General features: G+C 40.8%; 12 protein-coding genes and 9 tRNA genes. 6 read left to right on the top strand and 15 right to left on the bottom strand.

The window, feature by feature from the left end:
* The first annotated feature begins 14 nt into the window (after positions 1-14).
* The gene (locus I6F49_RS12495; RefSeq protein WP_197180825.1) at positions 15-758 is read left to right on the top strand and encodes a DUF3108 domain-containing protein; all 744 of its coding nucleotides are present in this window, start codon (positions 15-17) and stop codon (positions 756-758) included.
* A gap of 70 nt (positions 759-828) precedes the next feature.
* Here the strand turns inward: I6F49_RS12495 and I6F49_RS12490 are convergent, their stop codons facing one another.
* Entirely contained in the window at positions 829-1,593 is a 765-nt protein-coding gene (locus I6F49_RS12490; protein ID WP_165740353.1) for a class II glutamine amidotransferase, read from the bottom strand.
* 325 nt (positions 1,594-1,918) lie between these two features.
* Here I6F49_RS12490 and fadE point away from each other — a divergent pair, with 325 nt between their 5' ends.
* Both fadE and I6F49_RS12480 read left to right on the top strand, forming a co-directional pair.
* Positions 1,919-4,375 carry an acyl-CoA dehydrogenase FadE gene (gene fadE, locus I6F49_RS12485; protein WP_197180791.1) on the top strand — a complete coding sequence of 819 codons (2,457 nt, stop codon included), beginning with the start codon at positions 1,919-1,921 and terminating at the stop codon, positions 4,373-4,375.
* Positions 4,376-4,623: 248 nt separating this feature from the next.
* The gene (locus tag I6F49_RS12480; protein ID WP_197180788.1) at positions 4,624-6,549 is read left to right on the top strand and encodes a S9 family peptidase; all 1,926 of its coding nucleotides are present in this window, start codon (positions 4,624-4,626) and stop codon (positions 6,547-6,549) included.
* Between the two features lie 200 nt (positions 6,550-6,749).
* Here I6F49_RS12480 and I6F49_RS12475 read toward each other — a convergent pair.
* The 11 genes from I6F49_RS12475 to dnaQ form a co-directional block, all read right to left on the bottom strand.
* Positions 6,750-6,826, bottom strand: a tRNA-Asp gene (locus tag I6F49_RS12475).
* A gap of 54 nt (positions 6,827-6,880) precedes the next feature.
* A tRNA-Asp gene (locus tag I6F49_RS12470) sits at positions 6,881-6,957 on the bottom strand.
* A 37-nt stretch (positions 6,958-6,994) separates the two neighbouring features.
* Positions 6,995-7,071: transfer RNA gene (locus I6F49_RS12465), tRNA-Asp, on the bottom strand.
* 38 nt (positions 7,072-7,109) lie between these two features.
* Positions 7,110-7,186, bottom strand: a tRNA-Asp gene (locus tag I6F49_RS12460).
* Between the two features lie 38 nt (positions 7,187-7,224).
* A tRNA-Asp gene (locus tag I6F49_RS12455) sits at positions 7,225-7,301 on the bottom strand.
* Between the two features lie 31 nt (positions 7,302-7,332).
* Positions 7,333-7,409 (bottom strand) — tRNA-Asp (locus I6F49_RS12450).
* Between the two features lie 31 nt (positions 7,410-7,440).
* A tRNA-Asp gene (locus I6F49_RS12445) sits at positions 7,441-7,517 on the bottom strand.
* A 41-nt stretch (positions 7,518-7,558) separates the two neighbouring features.
* Positions 7,559-7,635, bottom strand: a tRNA-Asp gene (locus I6F49_RS12440).
* 27 nt (positions 7,636-7,662) lie between these two features.
* A tRNA-Asp gene (locus I6F49_RS12435) sits at positions 7,663-7,739 on the bottom strand.
* A gap of 97 nt (positions 7,740-7,836) precedes the next feature.
* Complete coding sequence (locus I6F49_RS12430; protein ID WP_197180786.1) at positions 7,837-9,207, bottom strand: TIGR03503 family protein; 1,371 nt, start codon at positions 9,205-9,207, stop codon at positions 7,837-7,839.
* Between the two features lie 9 nt (positions 9,208-9,216).
* Positions 9,217-9,930: a DNA polymerase III subunit epsilon gene (gene dnaQ, locus I6F49_RS12425; RefSeq protein ID WP_165728593.1), complete on the bottom strand. Its 714-nt coding sequence runs from the start codon at positions 9,928-9,930 to the stop codon at positions 9,217-9,219.
* Between the two features lie 68 nt (positions 9,931-9,998).
* Here dnaQ and rnhA point away from each other — a divergent pair, with 68 nt between their 5' ends.
* Positions 9,999-10,463, top strand: coding sequence for a ribonuclease HI (gene rnhA / locus I6F49_RS12420; protein WP_007378210.1), 465 nt, complete (start codon positions 9,999-10,001; stop codon positions 10,461-10,463).
* Here rnhA and I6F49_RS12415 read toward each other — a convergent pair.
* Entirely contained in the window at positions 10,460-11,233 is a 774-nt protein-coding gene (locus I6F49_RS12415) for a class I SAM-dependent methyltransferase (protein ID WP_024593678.1), read from the bottom strand. The two genes, rnhA and I6F49_RS12415, sit on opposite strands and share 4 nt — an antisense overlap.
* A gap of 53 nt (positions 11,234-11,286) precedes the next feature.
* Here I6F49_RS12415 and gloB point away from each other — a divergent pair, with 53 nt between their 5' ends.
* A complete protein-coding gene (gene gloB / locus I6F49_RS12410) occupies positions 11,287-12,060 on the top strand; it encodes a hydroxyacylglutathione hydrolase (protein ID WP_197180784.1) in 774 nt (257 codons plus the stop codon).
* Between the two features lie 144 nt (positions 12,061-12,204).
* The gene (locus I6F49_RS12405; RefSeq protein WP_197180782.1) at positions 12,205-13,785 is read left to right on the top strand and encodes a LysM peptidoglycan-binding domain-containing protein; all 1,581 of its coding nucleotides are present in this window, start codon (positions 12,205-12,207) and stop codon (positions 13,783-13,785) included.
* A gap of 80 nt (positions 13,786-13,865) precedes the next feature.
* On the opposite strand, the gene I6F49_RS12400 is transcribed toward I6F49_RS12405, so the two are convergent.
* Both I6F49_RS12400 and I6F49_RS12395 read right to left on the bottom strand, forming a co-directional pair.
* Positions 13,866-16,898: a TonB-dependent receptor gene (locus tag I6F49_RS12400; RefSeq protein ID WP_197180780.1), complete on the bottom strand. Its 3,033-nt coding sequence runs from the start codon at positions 16,896-16,898 to the stop codon at positions 13,866-13,868.
* 325 nt (positions 16,899-17,223) lie between these two features.
* Positions 17,224-19,956: a poly(beta-D-mannuronate) lyase gene (locus I6F49_RS12395; protein WP_197180778.1), complete on the bottom strand. Its 2,733-nt coding sequence runs from the start codon at positions 19,954-19,956 to the stop codon at positions 17,224-17,226.
* Positions 19,957-20,131: the final 175 nt, after the last annotated feature.

The raw sequence follows: 20,131 nt of genomic DNA, 5'->3' as shown, positions 1-20,131 counted from the left end.
AAATAAGTGCCCTGTTGTTATGTGCGGGCGCTTTACTTCCAACTAGCCTAATTGCAGGCGAATTGACTCAGTATCAAGCTAACTACGATATTTTACGCAAAGGTAAAAATCATGGTGAGGCTGTTCGAGAGCTTAAAAAATTAAGCGAAGACAACTACGAACTTACTTATCACAGTAATATTGAGTGGATGATTTTCTCTGATTCTCGTGAAGAAACATCAAAGTTTACCTTTAAAGATGGCAAGGTTACCCCGCATCATTACAATATGATCCGCACCGGTACAGGCCCAGATAAAGATTATAAAATTGATTTTGATACAACAAACAAAGTAGTGACTAGCAGTGCTAGCGAATACCCACTTAAATGCGAATGGACTGATGACTTTCAGGATGCTATTTCGTACCAAGTGCAAGTGCGTGAAGGATTGAAAAAAGGCGAAACGAGCTTTTCATTCCCGCTTATTGATAAAAAAGGTAATCGCCGCGACTACAATTTTGAAGTATCTGGCACCGAGATGATTTCGTTGCCTATCGGTAATGTAGAAGCCATTAAAGTAAAGCGTTTATACGATAACGATAAACGCCAAGCAATTGCATGGTTTGCCCCTGAAATGGATTACATGCTGGTACGTATGTGGAAAGGCGAGAAAGGGATGGAACAGTTTGAAGTTCAAATGAACTCGTTTACTGTTACTCAACCAGTTTCGCCACCGGCGACCGTAGCTGATAAAAACGAAGCTACCGTCGAGGCGCTATAACACATAATTTAAACATAAAAAAAACGCGATTTTAATCGCGTTTTTTTATGTGAAATTTAAAGCTTTAGCGCTAAATTAGCTCACCCATTTTAAACAATGCAAACTCTCCTGGCTCCATTTTTTGCCAGCGCTCATCATTCGTCAAAGGCCTTGTGGCTATGACCGTTACTACATCGTTTGGTGTGGTCTCTTGTTGAAAATCAACCACCATGTCGGCATCAATCAATGTTGCTTTACCAAATGGCGCACGGCGCGTTATATAATGTAAGTTATTAGTGCAATACGCTAAAACAAACACCCCATCGGTCAATAACATATTAAACACGCCTTTTTCACGCAGCGTATGCGATAGCTTAGCCGCGTATCTAAAAACCGACGCCATATTAGATGGACGTTTTGGGTATTTTTCGCGAATTTTATCAAGTAACCAACAAAAAGCGAGTTCGCTATCGGTGTTACCTACTGGGCGATAGTACTCTGTTTTTAAATCATGATAATTAGATAATTGCCCGTTGTGTGCATAGGTGAGCTCGCGCCCCCACAGCTCTCGTGTAAACGGATGGGTGTTCTCAAGGCACACTCTCCCACGGTTACCTTGGCGAATATGGCTAATAACCGAGACACTTTTAATTGGGTATGCTTTAACGAGCTTTGCTATTTCAGATTGATAACTCGGCTCAGGATCTTTAAAGGTTCTACAGCCTTTACCTTCGTAAAACGTAATACCCCACCCATCTTTATGTGGGCCGGTATTTCCACCGCGCTCTAAAAGGCCTGAAAAACTAAAACAAATATCGGTAGGTACGTTGGCTGACATGCCAAGTAATTCACACATTAATAAAATAACCCTTAAAAACCATACATTAAAAATAAATAGCGTTATATTTTTACATTAGGCGTACACTAATTTACAGCCCACTATAATTACTATACTTACTTAAAAAGTGTCATTTTGCTATTAGATTTATTTATTTTTACGTTAACAATACTTGCAGCTAACGCTTTGACTATACAATAGTAATTAAGCGTTCCTCTGTCGGGTAATTAAATATCGTATTTAAGTTACTTTCTACTACAATTTAACATCGTTATGTACTTGAAAATTACTGTTACTAGCGCTACTCTAAGTGAGGTGGTCTGACCTCTATTAAGGAATAAAAATGACACTCATATTTACACTGGTTCTAATCGTGTTGCTTTGCACTGCGATTTACCACAGAGCAAGTTGGAACACAGCACTTGGTGTTTCGGCTATAACTTTATTAATTGGTACCTTTGCGGGTGCTTTTGGTTTAATTAGCTGGTTGATCTTTTTGATCATCGCGGTTCCTCTTTCTGTTACTGGCATTCGTCAGCAATATATTATCAAGCCAATTTTTGCTACGTTTAAAAAAGTAACGCCAAGCATGTCTGATACTGAAAAATCAGCTATTGACGCCGGCACAACGTGGTGGGAAGCTGATTTATTTTGTGGTAACCCAGATTGGAAAAAGCTTCACCAATACCCAGTTCCTAAACTTACTATTGAAGAGCAAGCCTTTGTTGATGGCCCTGTTGAAGTAGTTTGTAGCATGTTGGACGATTGGGAAGCTACGCACGAACTAACCGACCTTCCTCAAGATGTATGGCAATATCTAAAAGATAATAAATTCTTTGCCATGATCATCAAAAAAGAATATGGCGGTTTAGAGTTTTCTGCATTTGCACAGTCATGTGTACTTCAAAAACTAACAAGTAAATCAACATTACTTTCGTCAATTGTTGGTGTACCGAACTCTTTAGGCCCAGGTGAATTATTACAACACTATGGTACAAAAGAACAAAAAGATCATTACTTGCCGCGCCTAGCGAGCGGTCAAGAAATTCCATGTTTTGCATTAACGTCGCCAGAAGCGGGTTCTGATGCAAGCTCAATTCCAGACTACGGTGTGGTGTGTAAAGGGCAATGGAATGGTGAAGAAGTTGTGGGTGTTAGTTTAACGTGGAATAAGCGTTACATTACACTTGCCCCAGTTGCTACCGTACTTGGTCTTGCGTTTAAGTTACAAGATCCAGATGGCTTAATTGGCGACAATAAAGAGCCAGGCATTACCTGTGCACTTATTCCAACGGATACTCCTGGAGTTGAAATTGGTCGTCGACATTTCCCGCTTAACGTACCATTTCAAAATGGTCCTACTCGCGGTAAAGACATTTTTGTACCACTTGATTACATTATTGGTGGTCCAGATATGGCTGGTCAAGGCTGGCGTATGCTGGTTGAATGTTTATCGGTTGGTCGTGCAATTACATTGCCGTCAAACTCTGCCGGTGGCATTAAAATGATTGCTATTGCGACAGGTGCTTACAGCCGAATTCGTCGTCAGTTCCGTTTACCTATTGGTAAAATGGAAGGTGTTGAAGAGTCACTAGCTAAATTAGCAGGTTACGCTTACAGCTCTGATGCTGCGGTTAGTATGTCTACGGGTGCGGTTGATTTAGGCGAAAAGCCATCGGTTGTTTCTGCCATTATTAAATACCACCTTACAGAGCAAATGCGTGATGCAACTATTCATGCAATGGATGTACTTGGCGGTAAGGGCATCATGCTTGGGCCAAATAACTATTTAGGTCGTGGCTATCAAGGTGCACCTATTGCCATTACCGTTGAAGGTGCAAACATCTTGACCCGTAATATGATTATTTATGGTCAAGGTGCAATTCGCTGTCATCCATTTGTACTAACAGAGCTTGGTGCATGTGAAATAGAAGACCGCGAAGAAGCGCTTAATGTATTTGATAAAGCGCTAATGGGCCATATTGGTTTTACTATGTCGAACCTTGTGCGTACTAAGTGGCTTGCACTTACCGGTGCTCGTTTTACAAGTGTGCCGTACAACGACGAAACAGCTGAATTTTACCGTATAGCGTCACGTTTTAGTGCATCACTTGCTCTTATGTCTGACATTAGCATGGCAGTATTTGGTGGCTCACTAAAACGTAAAGAACGTATTTCTGCACGTTTAGGTGACTTACTTAGTTACTTATACTTAGTGTCTGCAACGCTTAAGCGTTACAACGACGAAGGCCGTAAAAAAGAAGATTTTGCGCTAGTAAAATGGAGTTGCCAAGATCACCTTTACCATTGCCAACGTGCACTTGCTGATTTAATTAATAACATGCCTTCGGCTCCACTACGCGCCGTGTTAAAAGTATTGTTATTCCCGTTTGGTCGCCCTGTTCGTAAACCAACTGACCAACTTGAGCATAAACTAGCACAACTACTACAAGTGCCTAGCGAAACGCGTAACCGTTTAGCAAGCTATGTATACTTAACAAATGAACCGCTTAACCTTGTAGGTCGTCAAGAGCAAACGCTTAAAGACGTCCTTGATGTTGAACCATTATTTGAAAGAGTATGTAAAGAAAAAGGCCTTAAACTGCCATTCTTCCAGCTTGATAAAGTAGCGCAAATGGGTCTTGAAGCCGGCATATTAAGCCAAGCAGAGGCTGATAAGCTAGCTGCTGTTGAGCAATCTCGCTTAGATGTTATTAACGTTGATGACTTTGACCCCGCAGATTTACTTGCAGGCAAAGCCGCGCGTAATAGCGTTAAAAAAGAAGCTGATGCCGCTTAATTAACTAAGTAAGCATTTGAATACTAAAAGCCAGCGCCTAATGCGCTGGCTTTTTTGTGTGTTTTTTACCAATTAGCTACTGCTTGAACTATAAATCCCACCACCACTTTAAAAAACTTACTTCCCAATCAGTAATAGAGCACATGCTTTGTAACACTTTATTATCTCATCTTTAAGCCCAAAACTTGCGTTTAAAAAACGTACGATCAACACTTGAAAACGCTAACTATATTCCAAGGACTGTATTAATGAATAAAACACTTAATTTTGGCGCACTGGCATGTGCAATCACACTTGCGTTGGCAGGCTGTAGCCAATCAAACAATACAACTGATATTGGTAATAAATCAACCATAAAAGCACAAACAGCTGAAACATACAGCGCTAAAACTTTCTTTGATACTACATCAATTATGGGCAATAGTTTTGCACCAAGCGGTGATAAAGTTTTAGTAAGTAGCGATGAAAGCGGCATATATAACCTGTATGAAATTGATATAAATACAGGCGATAAAACTCAACTCACCAATTTTAAAGACAGTACCTACCCTGTACGCTACTTCCCTAATGATGAACGCGCACTATTTACTAAAGATTCTGGCGGTAACGAGCGATACCACATTTATGTAAAACAACTTGATGGCTCAATAAAAGACTTAACACCGGGGGATGAAACACGAGCCAGCTTTGCTGGTTTTACAAAGGACGGCAGCCAATTTTTTATCACAAGTAATCAACGCGACGCCAAATTTATGGATTTATATAGCGTAGATAGTGACAACTATAAAGTGTCCTCGGTTTATCAAAATGAGCTCGGATTAGATGTCGGCGCCATTAGTCCTGATGGTCGCTTTATTGCTTTATCTAAAAATAATACGAATAAAGACAGTGATACTTACATTCTCGACACTTATAAAAAAACCCTCAAACCACAACTTATATCAAAGCACGACAATCCTGCACAATATACGCCTGAAACCTTCTCTGCTGATGGTAAATATTTATATTACTCTACAGACGCAAAAGGCGAGTTTTCGCAAGTGTGGCGCTATGAGTTAGCAACGGGCAGCCATAGTCCAGCTTTAGAAGATGACTGGGACGTGAATTTTATTTATTTTTCTAAATCTGGACGCTATCAAGTAAGTGGAGTAAATGCAGATGCCAGTACTAAAGTAACTATTTTAGATACTCGTACAGGTAAAAACGTAGCTATGCCCACCCTACCCAATGGTAATTTACGCAGTGTAAATTTCTCAAGTGACGAGAAAACCATGGCGTTTTATTTAAACTCTGACACATCCCCAAGCAATTTATTTGTATGGCAAGTGGGTGATATTAGCGCCAAGCAATTAACTAATTCACTTAGCAAAGAAATAAATCAAAATGACTTGGTAGAAAGTACAATTGTACGCTTTAAAAGTTTTGATGGGTTAGAGATACCAGGTGTTCTGTATAAGCCTAAACAAGCGAGTAGTACAAATAAAGTAGCAGCACTAATTTGGGTACATGGCGGCCCTGGTGGGCAAAGTCGCACTGGCTACAGTGCTGCGCAGCAACACTTAGTGAATCATGGCTATGCAATTTTTGCAGTTAATAATCGTGGTAGCTCAGGATATGGCAAAACCTTTTTTCACTTGGATGACAAAAAGCATGGCACTGATGACTTACAAGATATTGTGTACGGTAAAAAGCATCTTCAAAGCTTAGATTGGGTCGATAGTGACAAAATTGGCATTATGGGCGGTAGTTACGGCGGGTTTATGACTGCTGCTGCACTTGCTTTTGAGCCAGAAGAATTCAAAGTAGGTATTAATATTTTTGGGGTTACTAACTGGGTAAGAACGCTCAACTCTATTCCACCATGGTGGGAGAGTTTTAAAAAAGCCCTATACGATGAAATGGGCGACCCTGCAACAGACGGCGATCGCCATCGTGCTATATCACCTTTATTTCATGCTAAAAACATCACTAAACCTTTAATGGTAATACAAGGCGCTAACGATCCACGTGTACTACAGGTGGAAAGTGATGAGCTGGTTGCTGCTGTAAAAGCAAATGACGTACCAGTAGAGTATGTATTGTTTGATGATGAAGGCCACGGCTTTACTAAAAAAGAAAACCGTATCAGTGCTTCTAACGCTTATTTAAACTTTTTAGACACATACTTAAAGTAGCTATTTGGCTCACAAAGTAAAAATAAAAGGTCTGCGCTTGAATTAAAAAGTGCAGGCTTTTTTATACTGGCCTAAAACCCTATTCCTACTTCATCGGGGTCAGAGCTGATAGCTGATAGCTGATAGCTGATAGCCAAAGAGTGCTTTATTAAATTATTTAATCAAGGATTTTATAAACTTGTTATTGAGGAAATAACAAGTGGCGGAGTGGACGGGACTCGAACCCGCGACCCCCGGCGTGACAGGCCGGTATTCTAACCAACTGAACTACCACTCCGCAGTGGTATGTGCATGGGGTAATGCACTTACTAATTTTAATCATGATATCAAATGGCGGAGTGGACGGGACTCGAACCCGCGACCCCCGGCGTGACAGGCCGGTATTCTAACCAACTGAACTACCACTCCGCAGAGATATCATTATACTTGTTATTACTTAATTTGTTGGCGGAGTGGACGGGACTCGAACCCGCGACCCCCGGCGTGACAGGCCGGTATTCTAACCAACTGAACTACCACTCCAGCATACAAATTTTGTAATATAACATTGTTTAAATAGTTGGCGGAGTGGACGGGACTCGAACCCGCGACCCCCGGCGTGACAGGCCGGTATTCTAACCAACTGAACTACCACTCCAGCATACAAATTTTGTAATATAACATTGTTTAAATAGTTGGCGGAGTGGACGGGACTCGAACCCGCGACCCCCGGCGTGACAGGCCGGTATTCTAACCAACTGAACTACCACTCCAGCGCATATTTAAACTGTTATTTTTTCTTATTGGCGGAGTGGACGGGACTCGAACCCGCGACCCCCGGCGTGACAGGCCGGTATTCTAACCAACTGAACTACCACTCCAGCGCATATTTAAACTGTTATTTTTTCTTATTGGCGGAGTGGACGGGACTCGAACCCGCGACCCCCGGCGTGACAGGCCGGTATTCTAACCAACTGAACTACCACTCCATAATAAGAATATGTTTTACAACCATACGTTGTATAAGTGTTGGCGGAGTGGACGGGACTCGAACCCGCGACCCCCGGCGTGACAGGCCGGTATTCTAACCAACTGAACTACCACTCCAGCTTTTACTTACAAGTTTTACGAAAATGGCGGAGTGGACGGGACTCGAACCCGCGACCCCCGGCGTGACAGGCCGGTATTCTAACCAACTGAACTACCACTCCATATTTCCGTTGCTGTTTAGGTCTCCCTGACAGCGGCGTGAATAATACGAACCAACCCCTATTTCGTCAAGGGCTTTTTTGTTTTTTTATAGGTTTTTTAGTCATCTGTCATCGAAAGGTTTAAAATTTCACCTGATCTGTCATTTTTTGAGCCATTTTTACCGCCTTGATTTTTTTCTATGTCGGCAACATCACCCTCACTTGCTTTCTTTTTCTTTAAAAAAGGTAGCTTCACTTTAAATTTAATCGGTTTTTTCTGCACAAAAATACGAATTGCTAACCAACCTAGTAATAAAATGAGCGTATTGCAGCCTACAATTAAACTAATAATTGTAGATGTGGCCATTTTTTCTTCAACAGGCTTACTCTCAATCATTTTATCTGGGGTAATAATCGTTGCCGGATCAATTTCGGGCACCGCTTCTATGGGTCGTTCTATCTCAAATTTATACGTTGGTAGCGTTGCCATAAATTCGCGGCCATTAATATTCGTGCCAAAAACAGACAGCTCAACACTATATCTACCCCAATCATAATTTTTAACACTAAGTTGGCGTGAGTCTTTAGCTGCTGCATCTATGGTAAACATTTGCTCTTCGTTATTAGGGTAATAAATTTTTCCCTGGATGATGACTGTTTCTGGCTTAACAATACTTGGGTCTATATTTATAGTTAGTAAATGATCGTCAGTGTCTTGCTCTGCTAACGCGACCTCGGTTAAAAAAGGCGGTTCGTGCACTTCTATTGTATTTTGCACAATACGGCGCTGTAGCAGCGGAGTTGCAACGTAAAGCTCTGGTGTCCATTCACCCGCAGGAAAATCTAAAGTAAACTCGCCGGTAAATACACCATCTTTAGGGCGCTCATCAAATCCGCGTCCATCGTCTTTAAATTCAGCGACTTCTTGAATGCCTGCGCCAAAGTTAGCAAAGTTTTCATTGTTGGTGCTTACAAAGTCAACATTAAGACTAACAACATCTCTAAATAGGGTTGTATTAATTGGCTCACCGTCATTGAGTATTTTGCCAGTGATTTTTATTGTCTCCCCTCTAAACAACATTGAAGGAAGAGGCTCTGCCTCAAGAGATATTTCGCCTAATACAACTATTCGGCTGTCGGGCAAAATACTGCCTATAACTTGCCAAGGACCTGCCATTGGTTTTTTTATGGTGACTAAATCGTAGCTGAGTTCGTCAAACCAATCTAAATTAGGGTTTTTGACTGAGTCAGTAGCAAAGTACTTACTGCCATCGGGCCTGACTAAAATAACTGCAGGTGCGCCTGACTTTCTAAAAAAGAGCAGTGTTATTTCATCAATTTTGCTATCTATGCGAAAACGATTATCAAGTAAAGGGATCTCATTTTGATGCCCATCGCGCTTGAGCACTTCTACTTGTTTTACGCCATATGCATTGCCAGTAAATAAACTAGCTGCACATAACGCTGTTACAAAATACATCGTTTTCATTAAATCGCCTTATTCAGCGCGCCATATACATTGGCCGCCTTCTTTGTTTACAAGATCTAATCGTGCTTCGTGTGCGCTTTGCTCAGCGTCGCTTGCTCGCAGAACAACTAATGGGGCTCTATCACTATTTAAACGCTTTATACCGCCCTTCTGTTGCTCGCTGCCATCATCTTTATTTTGATTCAAATTTAGCTTTGTTTGACCGCCCGTCATGGCAAGGTAAACATCGGCTAAAATCTCAGAATCCAGTAGCGCGCCGTGAAGCGTTCGTTTACCGTTATCTACATCGTAGCGACGACATAATGCATCAAGATTGTTCTTTTGACCTGGATGCAAGTCACGCGCCATTTTAAGCGTGTCGAGAACTTGACAAAAAGTATCTGTTTTAGGGAAGCCCTGATTAAGTAGCGCAAATTCGTTATCCATGTGGCCAATATCGAACGGCGCGTTATGAATAACTAACTCTGCCCCTTCAATATAGTCGAAAAACTCTTGGGCAATTTGATGAAACAACGGTTTATCACGTAAAAACTCATTAGTGATACCGTGAACGTCGATTGCTTCTTCTTCGCTTGGGCGTTGTGGGTTTATATAAACGTGAAAGTTATTGCCTGTTAAACGGCGATTTACTAACTCCACACACCCAATTTCTATAATACGGTGCCCTTGTTTAGGGTCGATGCCGGTGGTTTCTGTATCTAAAACTATTTGTCTACGTGCCATATCGAATTTAGCCTGATTCTGGTATCTTTCTATAATCACTTTATTGTACATAAGATCAAGGTAAAACAGTGCAAAAAACCGTAGAGATTTACACCGATGGCTCATGTTTAGGTAATCCAGGCCCCGGCGGTTATGGTATTTTTATGATTTATAACGGCCACGAAAAAGAAATGAGCCAAGGTTATAAACTCACAACGAATAACCGAATGGAAATGCTCGCGGCCATTGTAGCCCTAGAATCACTCACTCGAGAATGCGAAGTAAACCTAACAACCGATAGCCAATATGTTAAGCAAGGCATTGAATCGTGGATCACTAACTGGAAAAAACGTGGCTGGTTAACATCAGCTAAAAAGCCGGTTAAAAACGTCGATTTATGGAAACGCCTAGATAAAGCCTGTAGCGAGCACAATGTGACCTGGAAATGGGTTAAAGGGCATAGCGGCCATAAGTACAACGAAATAGTTGACGATTTAGCACGCGATGCCGCTGGCAGTAAAGATTTACTAGAAGATGTAGGCTATCAGCCTTAACGATTATTTTCTTGGTCGCACGTTTTGTAATGCTGCTTAGAGGTTTGTCTAAGCCCTGCCCCTTTTACTGGTGCAAACTGCGGCCTTGCATGCCACTTAGGTTTTATTGGCGTAAGTGGCGCAACCCTTTTTCGTGCCACCAGCATATAAACACTGCCCATCGGTTTTAAATACTGCTTAGCAAAGGTACGCCAAAACTCAAATCTTGATAGCCTATTACCTCTTGCTAATGATGAATAAATAAAACGTTCATCACTTACAATTTCAAAACCAAGTAAGTTTAACCAGTCTTTAACTCGCGCGGGTGTAAAAAAGCGCCCTGTCCACGGTAATTTCTGACCACTAAAGGGCAACATTTGTGCAAGTCCGCACAAACTAAACGGATTAAAGCCAGTCACTACTATATAGCCACCCGGAATGAGCGTGCGATGCGCTTCGCGTAAAATATGGTGTGGGTCTGAATGATACTCTAAGCAGTGACTTAGTATGCAGGCATCAATACTGTGTTCGTAAAATGGCAATTCATCTATGTCAGCCACTACGCCTGTATAAGGCCCAGGCTCTGCAACACACACTTGATGTTTAATCGTACTTATACTTGTGTTTAATTCACCACTTAAATTACCCAATTTAAGCATATGATAGCCAAACATACGCGGCAGCCATTGCTCCATCTTTCGTTCGATGTCTGTGCGCAAATAATCCCCATGAGGAAACTGCTGCCACGACAGTGGTTTGGGTCCTTCTTGAAAACTAAGGGCTGGTTTCATTTTTTGAGCTCGTTATACTATGCGTTAACTGTCACTTTATAGAGCAATTTACCATGGTGCAAGTCAAAGCAATTAAAGCCTTTTCTGATAATTACATTTGGTGTTTAACTACCGATAATAGTAACCAAGCATGGGTAGTCGATCCTGGCCAAGCACAGAACGTATTAACGCATTTAGCTGAGCATAACCTAACGCTCGGAGGTATTTTAATTACGCATCATCACTACGATCATACCGATGGCGTAGCTGCATTAGTTGACGCTTATCCAAATATATTGGTTTATGGCCCTGCTAATAGCCCATTTAAAGGTATCACTCATTCACTTACTGATGGTCAGAGCATTAACGTACTTAATGTAAACTTTACTATTTTAGCAACTCCTGGGCACACGCTTGATCATATTTGTTATACAAATGATGAACTTGCTTTTACAGGCGATACATTGTTTAGCGGTGGCTGTGGGCGCTTATTTGAAGGCACGCCGGAGCAAATGTGGAAATCTTTTAATAAACTAAGAGAGCTGCCTGCAAGCTGTGTTGTGTATTGCACTCACGAATACACACAAGCTAACCTTGCTTTTGCAAAAGCAGTTGAACCACGTAATCCTGAGTTACTCGCGTACAGTAAAAAAGTAGATGAATTACGCAGTAATGATCAAATCTCATTACCTACCTCTATTGGACAAGAGCTAAAAATAAATCCATTTATGCGTAGCGACTTGCCAACCATTACAGAACTAGTCCCAGAAGAATTCATCTCGGTTACAAAAAACAATGAACCTTGGGGAAACTTTGCTAGTCTGAGACAGTTCAAAGACAATTTTTAAGACATAGGTTTAAAAATCAATTAGAATCATTAACTTAAATTAAAGTGATGATTCTATCCCTGCGTTTAAAAAAGTCATTAAGTGGCAATGTTAACTCATAACAGGTAGTATTCGCCGAGTTTTTTACCCGATGTATTGGTATTTATGAATAAATCTTCCCTATTAGTAGCCTTGGCGTTAGCGCTAAGTGGTTGTCAAACTATGACAACTCTAGACTCAGATTCTCAAGTCGCCACGCAAGCAAATCAACAACTCGAAGGCGCAAGTCCAAACGACATTAACAATGCATTGATGGTAAACGCACAATATCAACAAGTTGACCCTGAGGAGCAAGAAGCCCCTGTATTTGACGATGTATGGGAGCGAATTCGCTACCAACTTTCTATCGAAATACCACAAAACCGCCCTGTTGTTACCGAGCGTAATTATTACGCTCGCCACCAAAGTTACTTAGATCGTATTTCTAAACGTGCAGAACCTTACTTACACTTTATTGTTGAAGAAGTAGAAAAACGCGAAATGCCAATAGAAATTGCCCTACTCCCTATTGTAGAAAGCGCATTTGACCCATTTGGTTATTCTAATCGCAGCGCATCGGGAATTTGGCAATTTATGCCAGCAACCGGTGAGCGATTCGATTTAAAACAAAACTGGTGGTATGACGGTCGTCGCGACATAGTGCAGTCGACTCGTGCAGCACTTGATTACTTGTCGTATTTACATAAAACACTTGACGGCGATTGGCTAAATGCAATTGCGGCTTACAACTCAGGTGAAGGGCGTTTAATGCGCGCGATTAAAAATAATCGTAAAAAGCATTTACCTACAGATTTTTGGTCTCTTGATTTACCAAGCGAAACAACAGCCTACGTACCAAAGTTATTAGCGCTTGCCGATTTATTAAAGCGCTCAGATGACTTTAACGTTACATGGCAACCAGTAATTAATGCACAAGTGGTTGAAGTGGTTGATGTAGGCTCTCAAATAGATTTAGCGCTTGCCGCTGACATGGCTGATATGACGCTTACAGAGCTATACAGATTAAACCCTGGTTTTAACCGCTGGGCAACTGATCCTAACGGACCACACTCTTTATTATTGCCCGTTGACAAAGCAGAGCAATTTAGCCAAAAACTAGCCAACACCGATGTTAAAAACAGATTACGCTGGCAACGTTATATTGTGGCTCGAGGTGACAGCTTATCAGTAATTGCCAAAAAGTTTACAACTAGCTCAAGTGCAATCCGATCGCTTAATAAACTCAAATCAAATACGATTAATGTAGGCCAAGAATTATTAGTCCCCCTTACTGATGGCGCTATAAATAGTGAACATTTACCAAAGCAGATGCGTTTAGCTGCTAATAAAGCAACTCACACGAAGCTTTCGCACACAGTTAAAAGTGGCGATACGTTATGGGACATTAGCCGTGAATATGACGTAACTATGGATGAGTTAGCTAAATGGAATAAGCTAAAGAAAAACTCTGTATTGCGCCTAAATCAAAAACTAACGGTTTATAAATCAGCTAATAAACCGCAAGCGACGGCAAGTACCAACCGTACTATTACGTATAAAGTACGCCGAGGTGATTCACTAGCACGTATTGCGTCTAAGTTTAATCTAAGCGTTAACGAAATTATTAAGTGGAATAATTTAGCAGGTCAAAAATACTTACAACCTGGCCAAAAGCTAAAACTTAAAGTAGATGTTAGAAGTAGTTAATTTATAAAGCTATAAAAACAAAAAGGAGCGCATGCGCTCCTTTTTAGTGTGTACTGAATATGGGTTAGCTTAAAAAACTGTTAAAGCTTGTAGCTTAAGCCTAGGAATAAGCGTGGGCCGTAGTCATTAACTTCGCCTAGGTTACCTTCAACAAAGAAGTCTTGTGATTTAGGTGCACTGAACAAGTTAATTGCTTCTGCTTTAACTCTAAAGTGCTCATCAATTTTGTATGATGCGCGCATTTCCCATACACCTACAGCATCAACATAGCGTAAGCGTGTGCCGTTGCTTGTATAAGGTTGGAAATACTCGCTGCGATATTTGTAAATAACCGCCGTGTCAAATCCACCAATTTGGTAATACAACTGGCTGCTAAATACGTGCTTTGAGAAACCAGGTACTGAAGCCGACTCAATAATACCGTCAGTTAATTGTGTAGTATTACCATCTACGTCAGTCTCAAACGTATCGCCGTATAAGCTATCTTGGAACTCAAAATCAGTGTCTGCATAGTTGTAACCAAATTTCATACCGATGCCATTATCCCAGCGGTAAGAAAATGAAGCTTCAAGACCTAATATTTCACTGTCTTCATCTGATGTAACAGAGTTAGTAATTGGTAATGAAACAGTTTCACCGGCAACAGTAAAATCTTCAATTACTGTTTGTTGTTGAAAACCACCGTTGAACTGTTTGTAGTATAAGCTTAACGCTAAGATTGAATCTTCGTTAGGGTACCATTCAAACGCAGCATCGTAGTTCCACGACATAAGCGGTTGAGTGTCCGGGTTACCAGAGCCATTTACACCCACTAATAAATCGCTAATTGATGTTGCTGTACCTTCTGTATCTTCTTGGAATGTACGGCTGTAACCTAAATCAGATGGATCTGCGCGTGACATACCACGGTATATACCTGCACGGAATAAAATATCTTCACTGTAGTCAATAACTAGGTTAAAACTTGGTAAATACTTAGTGTAATCACCACCGCTTTTTATTTTATCCAATGAACCATTATCAGATTCAACCAGAGAAAGTACACCGGTGTCGCTTGTTACTACGTCAAAGCTATTTCTAAAACCAATCGAAGTTACTTCTGTGTCTACAATACGAAGACCAAAGTTACCGCGAATGAATTTACCAAACATTTCAGTATCGTAGTTAGCCATTAAGTACACTGATGTTGTTTTTTCTGTTACATCGATTGTACCTGCATTTTCATATTCAACTTCTGGGTAAGCAAACACACCATCAGCGTTAGAACCAGCTACAGCTTGTGAGAAACATACGTTGTCGTATGTAGCCCATGATGAACCTGTACCGCTATCTACAACGTTACCGTCACTATCAACACTTGTTACGATATCGCCATCAGATACACTTGATAAAAAGCCTGATTCAGGGAAATCGATTTGACAACCTTGTAATACGTCAAGCGCTTCAGTACCAGAGTCTAGTGTGTATTCATTTCGTGAACCGTTACCTTGGCTACCACCATACTGTAGGAAGGTCATTTCAGATGTTCTAATACCACCTTGAATACTGGTGAAAACATTGCCATCTAAGGTATAGTCAAAATCTAGTCGCGCTGAGATAACTTCGTTTTCACGAACATTTTCACGGTCAAGTCGTGTTCTTAGGCTATCTGTAAAGTTTGAAATATCTGTTACGTCAAAGTCTGTCAGTGTGAAATGAGGGATCTCATCGCCCATATCCCAAGAAAAGAAATTACGACCTGATGTTCTACCACGGTTAGATATTTGAAGTTCTTCGCGTTCTGTTTTTGAATACGCTAAATCTAAGTCAACAGTTAATCTATCGGTAACTGTATGTTCTATATTTATGCCGTAACCTTGGTAGTTTTCTTCACGAGAAAATTGCTCACCTGCAGATTCAATTCGCTCTTCGCCTTCCCAATGAAGGATACCGCCAACATCATTAGTAACAAGTGTTGGACCGGTTACGCCTGGTGTTGCACGTTTTTGTAAAAAGATTAAATCGTGGCGTGCTTCTTTTTGTGTTCTATCTGAAATTTGTGCATCAAAGTTAACATCCCAATCAGCTGAAGGTTGGTATTGCAGTGCAAAAAACATTGCATCACGTTCATCTGATGTCTCGTTTTGACGGTAGCTTCGGCTACTGCCAGTCCAAGCATAAGGAGTCCCATCACTTACTGCTTTACCTGTATCAGGATCAATTTTTGTATCGTAACCTTGATTTTTACTGCCGCTTACTTGATCTTCACAGTCACCTGCGCTACTGCGGTAAAAGCCTTCATTGGTATTATTAGGATCGTTTAAACACGCCCACAATGAAGAACCTGATGGGCTAGAGCTTCTGTATTCAGCTTCTGGTTGGCTGATATCTTGGCGCTGTACACCAAAAGACACACCAACGGCTTGGCCGTTATCAAATTCAAACTGGTCTACATAACTAAACGTGCCACGGTAACCCGCGTCACTTTGAAGTGAGTTATCTACATTACCTTCATCAGGGTTGTAGTTTAATTTAACTTCAGCTGATACACGTTGCTTGCCAAAATCAAGTGGAGTTATAGTTTCAAGTGCAATAACACCTGCAACACCACCTTCAATCATTGACGCATCTTGCGTTTTATAAATTGCTACTTTTTTTACAAGTTCAGACGGAAACTGCGAAAAGTTAACTGAGCGGTCACCACTACCATTAGTCGCTTCACGACCATTGATATGCGTTGCACTTAAAAATGGACCAAGACCACGAATAGTGATTTCTGTTGCACCACCGTTTTCACGGTGAGATGCAGCACCTGTAATTGATTCCAGTGCTTCACCGATAGACAGTGCTGGTAAATCACCAATATCTTCAGATGACAGGCCATCAACTACCGTTGTTGCTTCACGTTTAATTGCTATTTGGTCTTGAATCGTTCTACGTGTACCTGTAACACTAATTATTTCAACGTCTTCTTCAACTTCTGTCGCTTTTCCCTGATCTTCCTGTGCGCTTGCTGTAAATACGCAAGAACTTGCCATACCTGCGATGACCGCTGTTCTTACCCATTTTGCAACTGGGCGCATTGCAAACTGCCCTGTTGTAGAATTATTACTATCTAGTGACTTCAACGACATTTGAATTCTCCGCTGGTTGTTGTTGTGTGATTTTAGTGTGTTAGCTTGTTATGCTTATGTATATTTTATGTGACCTTTGACGTTAATATACTTAAACGCAGCACGATGATCAACCAATTTGACGTTTTAATATTACCATAAGGTATACCAATTTTAACTTAGTGGCATTACCAGTAGGTCAGGCAGGTTTTTTACTAGAATATAAACCGCTCTAAACTAGTTTATAAATGGGTAATGTAGGTTGAGAAAAGTGTGGTGATTATTAATGAATAATAAAAAAGCCCCAAATTTGGGGCTTTTAAAAGTTAACTGATTAATTGGTTATTTAATCGTTTTGTATTTTCCATGTAGATCCAACACCGACTTCAGATGATTGAATATAATGAAGACCTTTAGCACCCGCCTCTGCCTGAAGGCCTGCAGGGTCAGTTTCTAATAACGTACTTGTTGCTGTAACGTACTCAAGTACTTCTTTGCCATTAGTTGCTGGGTCTTGGTCAATTGCACCATCAGTATCGAATGCGCCATTACCATTTAGTTTTCTAATTTCAACCCAGTCACCGCTTGCATCGCCTGATACTCGACTATCCATGTAACCAAAGTTATTACTTAGCACCGAACTATCATGATTAATTAAGTCACAGTCATATTCAAAAGCATGGTCACTATCAAGTGTATTTGGGTAAAATAGGCCTTGAGTTGTAGCACTGCTGTTTATTGTATCTTCGTCTGTTTGATCGCCTAAACCGTTTGCAATTAAATTTCCATTAAAGTTGATAACAAACGCATTTTTGGTTAGGCCGTATAGCACCGGCGCATTCGCTGCGGTTAACTCATCACAATCACTTGTTGGTGCTTTAGAGCCTATTTCTGTACTAAATACAATAGGTTGCTGCGAGTTTAAAACCGTATTGTTTGTTACATTTAGTGTAAAGTCTCCGGCACTATCAAGCACTGCCTGATTACCTGAATTTGGTACACCACCATCATCTTGCGAAAATGGGTTAGCTGTAAATACAATACCGCCCGCTTCTTTATTACCAGAACGAATACCTGCAATGTAGTTGTTACTTACGGTGTGACCAAGTGGTGTAATTAATATACCTGCAGGTCTATCGCTTGAGCTTGCAATATCTGTAGTACGAATAATAATGTTGTCTGTAACACTATTAAATCCACCATCTTCTAATGAAATACCCCCATTAGGATTTACAATTGTATTGCCTTTGATGGTTGCACCAGAAGTTTGTACTCGAATTAAACGACGACCCGTTACAAAGTTTTCTACGCGGTTATACTGAATAGTAAAGTTTGCATCATCAGCTGCACCGCTACCCGTTGTACTACCTGCATTAATTAAATATAAACTTGATTGCCCAAAGTTTGGGTTATTACTGTCGCTAAATAAATTATATTGAATAACGTGATCAGAGCTTGATGACGATATTTTAATCACGGACCCTTTTTCAGCCACATTTCGATTAGAAAATGTATTTCGCTCAACTAATGCGCTTTGACCTTTTATCATCAGCCAATGGTATTCAGAGTTATTGAGTGTAGCTTCTTCTCCATCCATCGTGTTTTGCGAAAAAGTAAAGTTATCCCCTTCTGAGTAAATAACAGCACCTTCTTCGGTTTCACAAAATGCACCCGCTTTAGTATCTATATTCTTAAAGGTAAGCCCTGTTAATCCAGCGCCATCTACTCCAGCAGCTACATGCACACATACTTCACCGCTAAGTACAGGAGTTTGACCTTCTACAGCGCGAAGCGTTACTGCACTGGTTAATAAAACTGCGTCCATATCAGCATAAACACCGGTGTTTAAGCCAATAACATCACCATCAGCTAAACCACCACTTATAGCACCAAGGAGTGCTTCAGGGTTACTAACTAATTGTGTGTAAACTAATGTATCAAGTGAGTTTGTAACCTCACTCGCAAAACCATCGTTATCTGTATACGTAGCTTTTACCGACATTATTGAGCCAGCGTAAGCAGAAGGTGTAAATGTTTTACTATTACTGTCGGCTACTTCAACGCCATCAGCAGACCAAGTATAAGTAACGTTTGCCTCCTCAACACCGTTGTTATCAGTTATCTCAGCGGTTAACTCGCCACTTGTTAAATAAGGCGCTACGCCCATAATGGCGACGCTACCGGCTTCGTCAACCGCAACAGCAGAAACAGCAATTGTTTCCTCTGATGTATTATCCTCGATAAATCCATTATCATCTGTGTAAGCAACTTGAACACTTATCTTTTGACCTAAAAGTGATGCATCAACTGTAAAGGTGCTTTGTGTTGCGCCATCTATCTCTTGTGCGTCAGCAAGCCATTGGTAAGTAATATCTCCTGTTGCCCCGTCGGTATCAGCAACTTCTGCTGTTAATATATTACCAACGGTTGGCGTGCCACTAATTGTAACTTCGCCTTCTGAGTTTCTTCGTGCTACAACCTCTGTACCCGTTGAAGTCACAGACTCGTTAAACCCACGGCTATCTTCAAAAGATGCACTAACTGTTATAACTGTACCAAACTGTGCGTCTGTTAACGTGAGCGTTGAAAGTGCTTCATCTGCAATCTCTATGTCATCAGCAAACCATTTATAAGTTACTGTATCGCCATCAAAGCCATTTTCGTCAGCTACATTGGCTGTTAGTTGCGAACCAACTAGAGCGTCGCCCGTAATAGTTAAACTTGCAGGGAATGCGATTGCGGCAACATCTGAGGTTGGATCTGTAATATGCGATTCATTAATACCGCCATCATCGGTATAAAGCCCTTGAACTGTAATTGGTAACCCTATCTGATCGTCAGTCAGTGTAAACGAAGCGCTATTTGCACCTGTAATTGCCTCACCATCTGCATACCAATAGTAAGTCACGTCACCTGAGATACCATCAGGGTCACTAACTTCAGCTGTTAATGTTTGTCCGCTTGTAACCGTTCCACTAAGAGCAATAGAGCCCAAGTTGTTGTCATTGTTGTTTGAGTTTGTGTCACAACCAACTATTGCAGCTGCAATAGCGCATAGCGCAAAATGTTTTAATTTCATGGTGGCTCTATTCTCCAAATTTATGGTTTTAATATTTGGTTATCTATTGTGTGTGTTACCAAATAAATCATGTGTTTATTACCAAATTCATTTAAATTGCAAATAAATTGTTAACCAACTTGGTAATATAACCATAATAAATAACTTTTTCCACTACATCCACCCAATTAAACAA

Origin of the sequence: Pseudoalteromonas sp. SWN166 (genome assembly GCF_015864485.1) — a bacterium.
In the GTDB taxonomy this organism is placed as follows: Bacteria; Pseudomonadota; Gammaproteobacteria; order Enterobacterales; family Alteromonadaceae; genus Pseudoalteromonas.
This window is presented reverse-complemented; position numbering and strand designations above follow the sequence as displayed.

What these genes read in the sequence shown, in the direction of transcription:
- I6F49_RS12490 (WP_165740353.1), bottom strand. Translation starts at nt 1,593, where the DNA reads ATGTGTGAATTACTTGGCATGTCAGCCAACGTACCTACCGATATTTGT.
- fadE (WP_197180791.1), top strand. Translation starts at nt 1,919, where the DNA reads ATGACACTCATATTTACACTGGTTCTAATCGTGTTGCTTTGCACTGCG.
- I6F49_RS12480 (WP_197180788.1), top strand. Translation starts at nt 4,624, where the DNA reads ATGAATAAAACACTTAATTTTGGCGCACTGGCATGTGCAATCACACTT.
- I6F49_RS12430 (WP_197180786.1), bottom strand. Translation starts at nt 9,207, where the DNA reads ATGAAAACGATGTATTTTGTAACAGCGTTATGTGCAGCTAGTTTATTT.
- dnaQ (WP_165728593.1), bottom strand. Translation starts at nt 9,930, where the DNA reads ATGGCACGTAGACAAATAGTTTTAGATACAGAAACCACCGGCATCGAC.
- I6F49_RS12415 (WP_024593678.1), bottom strand. Translation starts at nt 11,233, where the DNA reads ATGAAACCAGCCCTTAGTTTTCAAGAAGGACCCAAACCACTGTCGTGG.
- gloB (WP_197180784.1), top strand. Translation starts at nt 11,287, where the DNA reads ATGGTGCAAGTCAAAGCAATTAAAGCCTTTTCTGATAATTACATTTGG.
- I6F49_RS12405 (WP_197180782.1), top strand. Translation starts at nt 12,205, where the DNA reads ATGAATAAATCTTCCCTATTAGTAGCCTTGGCGTTAGCGCTAAGTGGT.
- I6F49_RS12400 (WP_197180780.1), bottom strand. Translation starts at nt 16,898, where the DNA reads ATGTCGTTGAAGTCACTAGATAGTAATAATTCTACAACAGGGCAGTTT.
- I6F49_RS12395 (WP_197180778.1), bottom strand. Translation starts at nt 19,956, where the DNA reads ATGAAATTAAAACATTTTGCGCTATGCGCTATTGCAGCTGCAATAGTT.